Genomic DNA, 13,767 nt, shown 5'->3' on the forward strand with positions numbered 1-13,767 from the left:
GCGCTCAGGCCACATGACTGGCGCTCAGCGCGGCGGCGGGCGCCACCTGGTTACGTCCGTTGCGCTTGGCGCTATAGAGATGTTTATCTGCTGCAGAAATCAGCCGGTTGATCACCTCCGGCCACTCCCGCTCGTGCCGCGCGCAATCCCACGCCAGGCCCATGCTGGCCGTCACCGTCACGCTGTTTCCTTTGATCCAGAACTTTTCGCGCGCCAGCGCCTGGCGCACGGACTCCGCCAGCCGGTAGAGCTGTTCCGGCACGGCATCAAACACCACAATCACAAACTCTTCGCCGCCAAAGCGGCAGATCATGCCCTGCTGCTGCGCCACCTGTTGGATACGTCGCCCAATCTCTTCCAGCACGCTGTCACCGGCGTCGTGTCCGAAGTTGTCGTTAATGGTTTTGAAGTAATCGACATCCAGCATGATCACGCCGGTATGGCGCTGCAGAGAAAACGGCATCTGTTTCAGCTGTTCATACAGGCCGGAGCGCGACAGCTGCTGCGTCAGCACATCGACGTTTGCCCGCAGCGCCAGACGCTGATTAAGCTGACGGATAGCGTCCATACTGACCGCCACCAGCAGCGGGCTCAGCGCAACGGTCGCCACCCCGAGGCGTGCCGACGTAAGGTGGCCAATCGGCAACAGCGCGTCGTTACCCTGAATATTCATCACGCCGTGAGAAACCAGCACAATCTCTGTAATACCGGTCAGCAGGATCACCACGCTGGTGACCGGCATAGGCAGCACAATCGCACACCAGATCAGCGCCGGCACCGGAAAGGTCAGACTGCCGGCGCCGCCAATCAGCGCGCCCGCTGTCAGCGACAGCACCACGGCGAGCAGCGGCAGCAGCGTCGCCGGCGTCAGCAGCTGACGCAGAGAGACGCTGCGCAGCGGGCGGGCCAGCATAACGGGCAGCAGCATCAGCGAGGTCGAGATCTGTTCGCTGAACCAGTCAGCCCATGCGACCACAAAGCGCGCATTGAAATCGATGCCCTGCGCCCAGGCGCCCCAGGTCGCACAGGCAGCGGCCCCGAGTAAACAGGCGGGAAAAATGCGCATCGCATTGACGACCTGACTGCTGGCAGCCGGTGTCTGCAGCGGTCTGATCAGCATACAGACCGCGACAAGCGTAAACAGAATATTGGCGATATTGATCGTGACAGCAGCAAACGCCCAGCCTGAAAATACCGTGTCGTTAAAAATCATCGCGGCCAGAGCAACAAGATAAGTGGAGGGCGTATGCAGAAAAGGCTGACGGACAATCAGCCCGGCAATCAGCGCATTAACAGGCCAGAACAGTGAAAACTCTTCAGGGACCCGCAGGTGGCTGCCAAGAAAACAGAAAAAGAGCGTAATCAAGAAAAGCGTGAGAGCATTTTTCTTATCGTTATGTTCATCAAACAGCGAAACGCGCATTCATCCGCATCCTGTAACCTGAAATCGTTGCCGCGTTGCAGTGGCACCCCCTTTTATTGAACATCAGATCGTGCGGTGCCAATTCAGCGAACAGGTTCGGGTTTACTCTCCTGTTCGGCTGGCTAAGGCATCCGGCCTGCAGACGTTCTGCCGCCGATTATGCCGCGCCCGAACAAAAACCGTCTACCCGTGATATCCGATTTTTGCCGGGCATAATCACCTACTTAACGGCTACCGGCCACTGGCTCAGCCGTATGCCCCGCTCCGGCGCATTTTCGCCAAAGTCGCGCAGAACCGCTTTCACATCCGGATCGAGATATTCCGCGTTACCCTGCTCCACAATCACCAGGCTGTTTTCCGGAATTTCTGCCAGCACGCCCTGCAGCTTAGGGTTATGCATAAACGTCAGGTTCTGATGAAAGTGCAGCACATAGTGATCGTCATGGCGGGTGAGCTGCAGCGCATTGCGGTGGCTCTGATAGATGCTGCAGAGGATCTGCACGGCGATCCCGAGGAAAATACCGGCCAGCATCCCCAGCAGGATGATGCCGCCAATCGTGGCCAGAAAAGGCACCGACTGCGCCCACCCCATCCGGATCTGCTCAGCAAACAGGCGCGGCGTCGCCAGCTTGTAGCCGGTGTAAAGCAGCACAGCGGCCAGGCTGGCCAGCGGGATCGCGTTGAGCAGCGAACTGAACCACAGGCCACAGACCAGCAGCAGGACGCCATGGATCAGAATTGAGAGTTTACTCTGTGCACCGACGCTGACGTTCACCGAACTGCGGACAATGACGGCGGTAATCGGCATTGCGCCCAGTAAGCCTGCCGTTAAGTTACCTATTCCCTGCGCAAACATCTCCTTATCAGGCGAGGGAGCAGGATACTGCGGACGCAGTTTTTTCAGCGCCTCCTGGCTGAGCAGCGTCTCCAGGCTGGCGACCAGCGCCAGCGTAACCGCTACCACCCAGACGGCGGGATTCTGCCACGCCAGCCAGTCCGGCGTTTCCAGTTCAGCGGCCAGCGCGCTAAGGCTGTCAAACGCAGGCAGTACGATACGCGGTAACCCGTCGCCCAGCGCCGGAAAGAGCCGGTCTCCGGCGAAGGTTGCCATACAGCCAATCAGCACCGCCACCAGCGGACCGGGGATCCAGCTGAGCACCCTGACTGACTTAACCAGCGGCGTGGTCCAGAGCCAGAGCGTCAGCAGGCCCGCGGCTGCTACCCCAATAGCACTGGCTGAGAACGCTACATTGCCTGACATCAGCGCCCCCAGCCCGCCCTCTCCGGCTGCGCCCAGCGCCACCGGGATCTGCTGCATAATCAGCAAAATGCCGATTGCGGCCAGCATGCCTTTAATCACGCTGCCGGGCACCAGCGCGATAAACCGCCCGGCGCGCAGCAGGCCCAGCAGGCACTGCAGGACACCCGCCAGAATCAGCGCGGTCAGAAAAGCAGAAAAACTGCCCAGCGTCTGGATGGACGCCACCACAATCGTTACCAGCCCTGCTGCCGGGCCGCTGACCGCAAAGCGCGACGGACTCAGCGCGGTTACCAGCAGCCCGCCAATTACACCGGTAAGCAGACCGGCGAAAGGCGGCAGACCGCTGGCCTGAGCAATGCCCAGGCAAAGCGGCAGCGCCACCAGAAATACCACCAGCCCGGCCGGAATATCCTGCCGCAGTGTTTTAACGTTCATGGCACATGCTCCTTAGCTGATTGCGGTACAGATGACGCAGAGGGTATTTAACATAGCCTGAGCGGTGCTCATGACAGGGTAAAACGGCGCCGCGATATTTCACTGATAACGGTTTTTGTATCATCACAATCATCTTCTCTTTATGCCTGCGTATCTGATTTGCAGATAATAAATGCCCTCTGAGCAGGAGGCCGTAAACCTCCGCAGCGGAGACAAAGCAGCTTCACCTCACAAAAATTGGTTATAGCCGCTTAAGATTTAAGTTGCATCTTTATTATTTAACGCCGCGGGACGGCAGCCGTTTTGTAAAATAAAAGTCAGGAAAGGTAATTAATAAGTCAGTTTAAGCAAGCATATTTAAAAGAGGATAATTAGTTAAAGCGGTTATATTTCAATGGATAAAAATCTATAAAAAATAACGCAAGAAGCTGGCTGACAAAAATATACATATTATCTGGCAGCAGCGTGCACCGCGCTGGCTAATAATCGCACTATAACCAGGATAGTTCTTAGTTATTAAAATTAATGCTTAGCGCAATAATCTGTATTACCCGGAAAACATCAAAATTATCCACTCATCGCTGGCGTAAAATCAGGTTATATATCATGAAATGCCGCCAGCGCCTGGCAGCTAACGCAAAATGTAAATATGCGTGGCTCTGACGGTAAAACGTAATCCCCTGCGCCGCCGGGTGTTTTTTCAGTGGTCAAATTATTTACCGTTCCACTCTTTTATGCAGTTACTCCGGCTCTGCCCGGCAATCTCAGCGCAGGCCATCGTGAAACACAGCGCTTTGATACGGGCAGCTATAAGCTGAACGCATGACGTTAGCCGTGATGAGAAAGATATCTGCCGGAGCGCTGTAAAAACGTACCGGTTAACGTAAGCTGTGCGCAGTCGCCGGTTACGTTCAGGTCACAGGAGAGAAGTATGGAGAGTAAAATCTGCGGTCCGCGTTCAGCGCTGCTGGATAGCCTGACATGGCTGGAGTATGCCTTTCAGCCTGCGGGTCTGCCTGCACCTGAGGCTGCCGCTTACGGACATCAGCGTCACAGCGCCCGCGTGGTGTTATCGGGACAAAACCGGCCGCCAAAAAGCTGTGAATCTGACGGTGTGATTGCTGAAGATAACCGTCCGGTAGCGGTTTATACTGCCGACTGCCTGCCGGTGCTGTTTGCCGATCCCGTGCAGCAGCAGGTGGCGGCGATCCATGCCGGGCTGAACGGCACGCTTAGCGGAATTCTGCAAAGCGCGCTGGATGCCCTGCTGGCACGCGGCGCGAGTATCGATACGCTTTGCGTCGCTATCGGTCCGGCCATTGGCCCCTGCTGTTATGAGCTGGGCGAGGATCGTATCCGCCAGATGCAGCAGCGCAGCGATCTGCCGCCGCTGCAGTGGACGCATCAGCAACCCGTGAATCCGCAGGCGGTACGTGCGCAGGCGCAGGCGCAGCAGCAGGGGGCGTGGTTCAGCCTGCCCGGGCTGGCGCGCAGCATCCTGCTAGAGCGCGGACTCGGGCCGGCACAGATTGATGCGGTCAACGTATGTACCTACTGTATGGCCGAGGCGGGATCCAGCTACCGGCGCAATACCCACTTCAGTAGTGGATACCAGTCGCGCTTTTCGTGGATCCGCCGTCGTTAATCGCTTTGCTGCCCTGTGAGCAGCCGGCCCGTGGATAAGCGCGCTAAGCGTCAGCAGAGCCGCGGCTCCAGGCGGCGAGATTGGCGCTTCCTTCTGAATCTCCACTGTTTAAAATGTTGCCAGGCAGGCTCTCGGGCCACGCACTACACGGCTACGCGCATACCGCCATCGACAAACAGCAGATGTCCGTTAACGAAATCTGAGGCGGCAGAGGCCAGAAAGATGGCGGCACCAATCAGCTCTTCCGGCTTACCCCAGCGCGCAGCAGGCGTACGCTTAGTCAGCCAGCCGGTAAACGCGGGATCGTCAGCCAGCGGCTGCGTCATCTCGGTGACAAAGTAGCCCGGCGCAATCGCATTAACCTGAATGTTGTAGCGCGCCAGCTCGACGCACATTCCCCGCGTCAGCATGGTGACCGCCCCTTTAGAGGCCGCATAAGGCGTGATGGTGTCGCGGCCCAGCTCACTCTGCATTGAACCGATATTGATAATTTTGCCGCGCTGGCGCGTTACCATCTGCTGCGCCACTTTTTGCGAGACAAAAAACACGGCGGTCTGGTTTACCGCAATTACGTCGTGCCAGTCCTGTTCAGGAAACTCCAGAAAAGGCCGCCGACGCTGGATGCCGGCGTTATTTACCAGAATATCGATGGCGCCCCACTGTGCTTCAATTTCATCGATCGCCTGATGCACCGCGCCGGAATCGGTTACGTCAAACGCTTTGGCCCGGGCGACGATCCCCTGCTCGCGCAGGGCGGCGGCGGCGCGCTCTGCCCCTTCAGCTGTGGTCGCGTTAATAATCACTTCGGCGCCGGCTTCACCCAGGCCCTGCGCCAGCAGAAACCCGATACCGCGTGCTGAACCGGTCAGCAGTACACGCTTGCCGGCCAGAGAAAAGAGTGCGTTCATAGTATCTCCCTAAAAAGTCAGCTGAACTTTTGCCGCGTGGGTTTTATCGCTGGCAAACTGCAGCGCCGCATCGATATCCTGAAGCGGGTATTCCCCGCTGTAGAGCGGCAGCGGGTTGATAACGCCCTGCGCCAGCCACTCAACTGCCGTATTGAATTCATGCGTAAAACGGAACGATCCCGTCAGATTTATCTCTTTGGCAATCAGCGTCATCAGGGGGAAATCAGGAAATGCGCCGCCCATTCCTACCTGCACCACCGTGCCTCTGGCACACACAACTTCCAGGCAGCGCTGCAGTGACGCCGGATGGCCGGACGCTTCAAACGTAACATCGAAGTAGCCCTTATCCGCCATCCAGCCGGTGAAATCGCCGCTTGCCGCGTTAACTATTTGCGTGGCACCCATTTGCTGCGCCATCTCCAGCGAACGTTCACTGATATCGCTGCAGACAACCTCTGCAGCACCACGCGCCTGCACGGCAGCGGCAATCAGACAGCCAATTGGCCCGGTGCCGGAGATAAAGATACGCTTACCGGTAAGATCGCCAGCCTGATGCGTGGCGTGAATGCAGACCGCGAGCGGCTCAGCAAACACCATCACCTTTTCATCAGCATCCTGTGGAAAAGGCACGCACTGGCTGCTCGCCACCACTTTGTGCCGGGTAAATCCGCCATCGACGTGCGGGACATACATTGCACTGCCAAAAAAGCGCATGGCGGTACACTGGTTCTCCTGCTGGCGCTGACAATATTTGCATTCACCGCAGGGTTTAGCCGGATTGACAGCCACTTTTTGCTGCGGCTGCAGGCGGGGATCGTCGCTTTCAATGACGTAACCAATCACTTCATGCCCGAGTATCATGGGCATTTGCAGCGCAAAGCTGCCCACTTTTCCCTCCTGGTAGTAGTGCAGATCGGAGCCGCAGATTCCGCCGCGCGTAATGCGCACCAGCGTGCCGGAGCCATCCCATTGCACCTGCTGCTGTGCGACACTGACCTGCTTTTTGCCGGTAATAACGCAGGATTGCGTTTCAATATTCATGTTTATCCTGTGAGTCTGATGATGTGACGACTATAAAAACGGGTTAAACAGGATAAAACTGTGATGAACATCACTCAGAACGATGTTACAGAAAAGATGTTACCGGGAACGTGAACTGGCTATCAGGTTGCTGCGCTCGGGCGCGGCCGCCCTGCGCGATTACCGGGCTGACAGCAGCTCCCGGCTATATTTAAATAGTTCCGAATCTGAACGGACGCCGAGCTTTTTCAGCGCCGACTGCTTCTGTCCGCTTACCGTCTTCCGGCTTCGTCTGAACTTGGCCGCAATCTGTGAAACGCTCATGCCATCAAGAAAGCAGCGGATCACTTCTGCTTCACGCGGGCTTAATAATCTTATTTTTTCGTGAAGAACCGGCTTACAGCTGATACAGAAATCATCGTCCGCCTTTTTTCCGGAAATGGCATACAGCGTCTGGATCTCTTCAGCAAGGTGCGTGGCTAAAAACAGGTTATTCTCAGCAACGGATCTGACCGCCGCCAGTACCTCTTCAAAGGGATGGCTTTTACCGATAAACCCGTTTACGCCGGCCCGGAGTACCATTCTTGCTACCGCCGGGCTTTCGGCAGAGGTTAAAACCAGCATTTTCTGCATCGGATAGTGATTACGTATTTGCTTTATTAGCGTCAGGCCATCAATTTCACGCTCGCCTAGCAGGAAATCCAGAATCAGAACATCAACACTGTGCGTACTTAACGCGCTGAAAAGCTCGCTGCCGGAAGACCAGGCAGCAACAAGGTGAATATCGGGATGGTTTTTCAGACATAGCTCAAAAACCAGACGAATCATAGGATGACCGTCAAGAACAGCAATACGGACTGGCTGAGTGTTTAAATCCAATCTGCCTCTCCTCTAAAAGTATATGACAGGTAAAAGGGCTATATCGTTTAACCTTTTCAGTTAACTCAGTGGTAATAGCAGGAAAATCACCTTCACAATGTGATTATTCAGGTAATTATATAAAACCGATAAATAAAAAATTATTAAGATATGGAATTAACTGCTTCACAAATAAAATAAAGGATAATCCATCCAGAAAAAGAGGCACCCCGGCTGCTGGCTGCCGCTAACTGTGCGGGCTGGCGCGCAATAAATATATCACTCATCCGATCGCACCATTCAGCTGCGCGCTATGATTAACAAGCATCATTAATAACATTAAAATAGCGGTTAAAATGATAAATTCTCTGTCTGACTCTATCTGAAGACTTATTTCCAGATTACTTTCCCGCTATAATATTTAAAACTCAGGCGAGTTGCGATGAACACAGGTTGCCGCGGTCTGATAATTACCCGGCGTTTCCGGAAAAAGGAATCCATGATGATATATAAAAAGTGCTAAGTCATTAGCCCTGTACTCTGGCCCTTTCAGGGCGCGCCGGTCCTTCCCGTGCGTAACGAAGACAAGCTGATACTTCGTACGTAACCTGCCGCCCTGCTTTTTTTGACGTCTCTCACAAGCTCAGCGTCCCCCTCTTCCATCATGCGCGATTACCGTTAGAGTTAACTCATCCGACCACTTTCGAGTACCCGATCATGATCGAGCACTACCCCTGCTTATTTACGCCTCTCGATCTGGGATTTACCCGGTTAAAAAATCGTTTTCTGATGGGCTCAATGCATACCGGACTGGAGGAGCACCCTGACGGGGCGGAGCGACTGGCCGCTTTTTATGCTGAGCGCGCACGCGAGGGCGTGGCGCTAATTGTAACCGGCGGCGTCGCGCCGAATGCGCAGGGTGTGGTGGCACAGGGTGGTGCGATGCTGACCGATGAAAGTCAGTGCGGCTGGCATCGTCAGATCACGACGGCGGTCCATGCGCAGGGCGGAAAAATCGCGCTGCAGATACTGCATGCCGGACGCTACAGCTATCAGCGTGCGCTGGTAGGCCCTTCCGCACTCCAGGCGCCTATTAATCCTTTTACTCCGCATGCGCTGAGCGAAGCAGAAATTGAACAGACGATTGCCGATTTTGCCCGCTGCGCCCGTCTGGCACAGCAGGCGGGCTATGATGGCGTAGAGATCATGGGCTCCGAGGGGTATCTGATTAATCAGTTTCTGACGGCGCAGACTAACCAGCGCACTGACGCCTGGGGAGGCGATGTGCAGCGGCGGCAGCGCTTCGTCCGTGAAGTGACGCAGGCGGTACGCCACGCCACAGGCGAAGACTTTATTGTTATTTTCCGGCTGTCGCTGCTCGACCTGGTGCAGCACGGCAGCACGCTGGATGAAACGCTGATGCTGGCTGAAGCGCTGGAAGCGTGTGGCGTGACGCTGTTCAACAGCGGTATTGGCTGGCATGAAGCGCGCATCCCGACGATAGCCACCTGTGTCCCGCGAGCCGGCTTTGCCTGGGTAACCCGCCACCTGCGCGAACGCGTATCCGTACCGGTGATTGCCACCAACCGGATCAACCACCCTGACGTGGCTGAAGCCCTGCTGCGCGACGGGACTGCTGATATGGTTTCAATGGCACGGCCGTTTCTGGCGGATGCCGCGTTTGTCTCCAAAACAGCGCAGGGTCAGCCTGAAGCTATCAATACCTGTATTGCATGTAATCAGGCGTGCCTCGATCAGATTTTTGCAGGCAACGTGACATCCTGCCTGGTCAATCCGCGCGCCTGCCACGAAACTCTGATGCCGGTTGTACCAGCCACGCAGCCGAAGCAGCTGGCTGTCGTTGGCGCCGGTCCGGCAGGTATGGCTTTTGCCCTGCAGGCGGCTCAGCGCGGGCATCAAGTAACGCTCTATGAAGCGGAGGCGGAGATTGGCGGGCAGTTTGGTATCGCCCGACAGATCCCGGGTAAAGAGGAGTTTAGCGAAACCCTGCGCTACTTCCGCCATCAGCTTGCGGCAGCGAAGGTGACGCTGCGGCTTAACCACCGGGTCTGTGCCGAAGAGCTGACAGACGCGGATGAAATTATCATTGCTACCGGCGTAACGCCGCGTCAGCTCTCTATTCCTGGCATCGATCATGCCAGCGTGATCGGCTATCTGGATCTTCTGCGCCATAAAAAACCGGTGGGTCAGCGCATCGCCATTATCGGCGCAGGCGGTATCGGTTTTGATACGGCCGCCTATTTACTCCATTCATCAGAGGATTTTTACCAGCGCTGGGGAATCGATCGCACGCTGCAGGCGCGCGGTGGCATTGTTCCTGCCCGGCCACCCTCTCCCGGCCGGCAAATCTGGCTGCTGCAGCGTAAAGGCGGGAAGCCCGGAGCGGGCCTGGCGAAAACCACCGGCTGGATCCACCGCGCCAGCCTGCAGGCGCACGGCGTAGAGATGTGGGGGGATGTGGAATATCTGCGCATTGACGATGCAGGGCTGCATCTGCGTCACCAGGGTAAACCGGTCACGCTGGCCGTGGATAATATTGTGGTTTGCGCCGGTCAGGAGCCGCTGCGCCTGCTGGCTGACGAGCTGACCGCACGCGGCAAACCGGTGCGGGTGATCGGCGGCGCAGATGTGGCGCAGGAGCTGGACGCGCGGCGGGCTATTGCACAGGCTACCGCGCTGGCGCTGAGTCTGTGATCAGCGCAGTTTGACCGCGCGCAGCACCACAAACTTGGCGCTGGACGCCACCAGTTCGCAGTTACCAAACAGCTTCTTCATCTTCTGGTGATAGCCGAGGTGCCGGTTGCCCACGATGCGCAGCTCACCGCCATACTGCAGGCAGCGCTTTGCGTCGCGCAGCATCTGCCACGCCAGGTGATCGGTAACCGCATGCTGCTGGTGGAACGGCGGATTGCACAACACCGCATGCAGCCGGTCGGAGGGAAAGCCGCTCAGCACATTATTAACGCGGAACTGACTGCGCGACAGATCCTGCGGGCGGTTAACCCTGACGTTCAGCTCGCTGGAGGCGACCGCCATATAAGATTCATCATAAAACAGTACCTCAGCCTGCGGATTCTGCTCCAGTGCCATTAAGCCAATCACGCCGTTGCCGCAGCCGAGATCCATGATTTCGCCTTCAATATTGTGTGGCAAATGCTGCATAAACAGCCGCGCGCCAATATCCAGCGAAGTGCGTGAAAAGACGTTGGCGTGGTTATGGATCTGGTAAGGCGTCTCATCGAGTGGCCAGACGGTAGTGTCCGCCGCCTCAGCCAGCGCCGGGGCGCTGTAACGGCTGTAGATCAGACGCGCTTTTTTCCAGGCCAGCGACGTTTTACCCTCACCCAGAATTCGCTCAAACAGCTGCAGGGTAGAGTTATGAATATCTTTTGCTTTGGCTGCCGCCAGAATCAGCGTCTCTGGCGTGGCCACGCTGCGCAGCGCACGCAGCTGATGCTCCAGCAGCGCCAGCGCTTTGGGAATTTTGATTAAGACAGCAGCAGGCGCCGCAGGCAGCGCGCTCAGGCTGTCAATAAAGTGAATGCGATCGTCAGACAAACCATTTAAGCGCAGATTCTGTCTGGCTGCCTGCTGGCTCAGCCAGGAGTCGCTGACGTGCCAGATCTCCCGATCCTGCAGGCCACAGGTTAATGCCCCAAAGCTGTCATTGAACACCAGCACCGGACCTTCCGGCAGCGTCTGCTGCAGCAGATATTCATCGGCAGCATCCCACGCCTGTAACGGGCTCTCTTCGCGCATCGGCGGAAAGCGCTCCAGCATAAGGGTGCTATGGGTCAGTTCAAGTTGGCTCATGGGATCTCCGGCGTGGTACACTTTGCGCAATTTTCGCCCTGAAAAGGGGGGCGCAGTATACTGTCTTTCGTCAGGAATCCCAATGTCATTAATTTATCTGCAGGGTTACCCTGAAAATATCCTCGAACAGGTGCAAATGCTGATTGATCATCAGCGATTAGGCGCGTTCCTGCAGCAGCGCTATCCCGAGACGCATGATGTGGTCAGCGATCGCGCGCTGTATGACTACACGCAGGCGATAAAAAATCGCTATATGCGCAGCGCACCTCCGGTAAGCAAAATCCTCTGGGATAATAAAATCAAAGTGATGAAGCATGCGCTGGGGCTGCACACGGCCATTTCCCGCGTACAGGGCGGCAACCTGAAAGCTAAAGCGGAGATCCGCATCTCCACCTTTTTCCGCCTTGCTCCTGAGCCTTTCCTGCGCATGATTGTGGTGCACGAACTCGCCCACCTCAAAGAGAAAGATCACAGCAAAGCGTTCTATCAGCTCTGCTGCCATATGGAGCCTGACTATCATCAGCTGGAATTTGACGCGCGCCTGTGGATGACCGATCAGGCGATGCGCGGCAACGCAGCTTAAAGAAACTCCTGTGCTTTCTGAATCAGACTGGTTTTGGTCAGGGCGCCCATAAAACGACGCTCCTGCGGATTATTCAGCACCGGCAGCCGCTCGAGCGTCACGCGTGAAAATGCCTCCCACCCTTCGCGCATGCTCTGTCCCTGAAAAATGCAGGGAAAGTTGCTATCCATGACGGTGCTGACCGGCGAGTCCAGAGTGATCTCCTGCGCCAGTACCTTGCGCGAGATCTCGTGAATGGAGACCACGCCCAGAAACTGCCCCGCCTGATTCAGTACGTAAACATAGCGTTCACGCTTCAGCGAGCTGACCGCCAGCGCCTGTCCGACCGACTCTTCCGGCTGCAGCGCTGCACCGGGAATAATCAGCTGGTCGACACGCATATGGTCAAAATCATACCAGGCTTCAGAACGGCTCAGGTGATGGCTGACCACCGGATAGGTGCTGGCGGACTGCAGGCGGTAGACCACCATTGAAGCCAGGACCGAGGCGATCATCAGCGGAAACAGCAGGCTGCTGTTAAGCGTCATCTCCAGTACCATCAGCATCGCCATCAGCGGAGCCTGACTGACAGCGGCCAGCACGGCGGCCATGCCTATTGCTGCATAGAGCAGCGTATCGCCCACCGGCAGCTGCAGCGCGGCTGCGCTCTGCGCCAGAATCACCCCGAGCAGGGCGCCAATCAGCAGCGAGGGCGTAAACAGTCCGCCGACGGCATTTGAGCCTACGGAGAGGGTTGTCGCCAGGGTTTTGAGCAGCAGCAGCAGCAGCAGTCCGGTGATGACATAGTGCCCCTCAATGATCTTCACAATCACTTCATAGCCGTTGCCGAGAATATCCGTGGAGAGCAGCGCCAGCAGGCCGACAGCGACGCCTCCTGCGCCAAGCCGCAGCGGCAGCGATCGCACGCGGCTGAATAGCCGCCGGCTGCGGCCAATCAGCGCGATCAGCAGCCAGCCGGCAACGCCTGCTACCAGACCAATCAGCACTGTCATCAGCAGGCTCACTCCATCCATCTGAAACAGCGTATCGGCAAGCGGATAAAGCGCATTGCGAAAACCCAGCGCCCACATGGTCATCACCGCCACCGCAGAGGCGACAATCAGCGGGATCAGTCGCTGCAGGGCTGAAATACCAAAAGCAATTTCAGCAACAAAGATCGCCGAGGCAAGTGGCGCGTGGTAAACCGAGGAGAGGCCCGCTGCTGCCGCCATGGCGACAATGTCGCTGTTGCGCAGATTGAGCGATGCCGGCAGCCAGCGTCCCAGCAGACTGCCGCTGAGCGCTGAGAGCTGTACCATCGGCCCCTCTTTACCGATTGAAGCGCCGCTGCCAATGCTGGCGATTGAAGAGAGCGCGCGAAACAGTGAGGTGCGCGTCGGCACGGCATCCAGCCTGGCGTTAATCACTTCCAGGTAGTCTGTTTTTACCGTTTGCTGCTGCTCAATTGCGACGGCATAGCGCAGGAACCAGCCCGCCAGTACGCCGCCGCCGCCCACCAGCAGCGGCCAGAAGATCCACGGCCAGACGTGCATCGCCACGGTGATCTCATGGTCACTGTTAAACAGCAGCTGGTTAATCACATCGATAATGCCACGAAACGCCAGCGTCACCAGCGAGGCCATCAGCCCCACCGGAATGGCGATCAGCAGCGTGGTCCAGTTTAATGCATGTTTGCTTCCGCTCACCCGGCTCTCCCGTTCGCAGGCTTTCAGACACAGGGGCTCACTATATTGGAATGCGGATCGCAGGATCAAATAGTGCCGGCAGGTTTCCTGCCGCCGCGTGCTACCCTGCGGCTTT

At 56.8% G+C, this 13,767-nt stretch carries 10 protein-coding genes; 3 read left to right on the forward strand and 7 right to left on the reverse strand.

Features of this window, described 5'->3' with window-relative positions:
* Positions 1 to 4: 4 nt before the first annotated feature.
* Together LAC65_RS13780 and LAC65_RS13785 are read right to left on the reverse strand one after the other, a co-directional pair.
* Positions 5 to 1,423 carry a GGDEF domain-containing protein gene (locus tag LAC65_RS13780; RefSeq protein WP_039380482.1) on the reverse strand — a complete coding sequence of 473 codons (1,419 nt, stop codon included), beginning with the start codon at positions 1,421 to 1,423 and terminating at the stop codon, positions 5 to 7.
* A gap of 220 nt (positions 1,424 to 1,643) precedes the next feature.
* Positions 1,644 to 3,119, reverse strand: a complete 1,476-nt coding sequence (locus tag LAC65_RS13785) for a SulP family inorganic anion transporter (RefSeq protein WP_039380484.1) — start codon at positions 3,117 to 3,119, stop codon at positions 1,644 to 1,646.
* 931 nt (positions 3,120 to 4,050) lie between these two features.
* Here LAC65_RS13785 and LAC65_RS13790 point away from each other — a divergent pair.
* Positions 4,051 to 4,764, forward strand: coding sequence for a purine nucleoside phosphorylase YfiH/LACC1 family protein (locus tag LAC65_RS13790; protein WP_039380486.1), 714 nt, complete (start codon positions 4,051 to 4,053; stop codon positions 4,762 to 4,764).
* 143 nt (positions 4,765 to 4,907) lie between these two features.
* Here LAC65_RS13790 and idnO read toward each other — a convergent pair whose 3' ends face one another.
* The 3 genes from idnO to LAC65_RS13805 form a co-directional block, all read right to left on the reverse strand.
* Entirely contained in the window at positions 4,908 to 5,672 is a 765-nt protein-coding gene (gene idnO / locus LAC65_RS13795; protein ID WP_039380488.1) for a gluconate 5-dehydrogenase, read from the reverse strand.
* 9 nt (positions 5,673 to 5,681) lie between these two features.
* Positions 5,682 to 6,713 carry an L-idonate 5-dehydrogenase gene (gene idnD / locus LAC65_RS13800; RefSeq protein ID WP_039380489.1) on the reverse strand — a complete coding sequence of 344 codons (1,032 nt, stop codon included), beginning with the start codon at positions 6,711 to 6,713 and terminating at the stop codon, positions 5,682 to 5,684.
* Between the two features lie 159 nt (positions 6,714 to 6,872).
* Positions 6,873 to 7,571: a response regulator gene (locus LAC65_RS13805; RefSeq protein ID WP_039380492.1), complete on the reverse strand. Its 699-nt coding sequence runs from the start codon at positions 7,569 to 7,571 to the stop codon at positions 6,873 to 6,875.
* A gap of 696 nt (positions 7,572 to 8,267) precedes the next feature.
* Between LAC65_RS13805 and LAC65_RS13810 the strand changes: the two genes are divergently transcribed.
* A complete protein-coding gene (locus LAC65_RS13810) occupies positions 8,268 to 10,265 on the forward strand; it encodes an NADPH-dependent 2,4-dienoyl-CoA reductase (protein ID WP_039380494.1) in 1,998 nt (665 codons plus the stop codon).
* Here the strand turns inward: LAC65_RS13810 and rlmG are convergent, their stop codons facing one another.
* The gene (rlmG, locus tag LAC65_RS13815; protein WP_039380496.1) at positions 10,266 to 11,384 is read right to left on the reverse strand and encodes a 23S rRNA (guanine(1835)-N(2))-methyltransferase RlmG; all 1,119 of its coding nucleotides are present in this window, start codon (positions 11,382 to 11,384) and stop codon (positions 10,266 to 10,268) included.
* Positions 11,385 to 11,466: 82 nt separating this feature from the next.
* Between rlmG and LAC65_RS13820 the strand changes: the two genes are divergently transcribed.
* Positions 11,467 to 11,967 (forward strand): M48 family metallopeptidase, encoded by a 501-nt coding sequence (locus LAC65_RS13820; protein WP_039380498.1) that lies wholly within the window; start codon positions 11,467 to 11,469, stop codon positions 11,965 to 11,967.
* Here LAC65_RS13820 and LAC65_RS13825 read toward each other — a convergent pair.
* The gene (locus tag LAC65_RS13825; RefSeq protein WP_039380500.1) at positions 11,964 to 13,652 is read right to left on the reverse strand and encodes a chloride channel protein; all 1,689 of its coding nucleotides are present in this window, start codon (positions 13,650 to 13,652) and stop codon (positions 11,964 to 11,966) included. The genes LAC65_RS13820 and LAC65_RS13825 overlap by 4 nt on opposite strands.
* Positions 13,653 to 13,767 lie beyond the last annotated feature (115 nt).

Origin of the sequence: Pantoea eucrina, from assembly GCF_020079945.1 — a bacterium.
In the GTDB taxonomy this organism is placed as follows: Bacteria; Pseudomonadota; Gammaproteobacteria; order Enterobacterales; family Enterobacteriaceae; genus Pantoea; species Pantoea eucrina.

Coding starts and splice junctions, on each gene's coding strand:
- LAC65_RS13780 (WP_039380482.1), bottom strand. CDS start 1,423: ATGCGCGTTTCGCTGTTTGATGAACATAACGATAAGAAAAATGCTCTC.
- LAC65_RS13785 (WP_039380484.1), bottom strand. CDS start 3,119: ATGAACGTTAAAACACTGCGGCAGGATATTCCGGCCGGGCTGGTGGTA.
- LAC65_RS13790 (WP_039380486.1), top strand. CDS start 4,051: ATGGAGAGTAAAATCTGCGGTCCGCGTTCAGCGCTGCTGGATAGCCTG.
- idnO (WP_039380488.1), bottom strand. CDS start 5,672: ATGAACGCACTCTTTTCTCTGGCCGGCAAGCGTGTACTGCTGACCGGT.
- idnD (WP_039380489.1), bottom strand. CDS start 6,713: ATGAATATTGAAACGCAATCCTGCGTTATTACCGGCAAAAAGCAGGTC.
- LAC65_RS13810 (WP_039380494.1), top strand. CDS start 8,268: ATGATCGAGCACTACCCCTGCTTATTTACGCCTCTCGATCTGGGATTT.
- rlmG (WP_039380496.1), bottom strand. CDS start 11,384: ATGAGCCAACTTGAACTGACCCATAGCACCCTTATGCTGGAGCGCTTT.
- LAC65_RS13820 (WP_039380498.1), top strand. CDS start 11,467: ATGTCATTAATTTATCTGCAGGGTTACCCTGAAAATATCCTCGAACAG.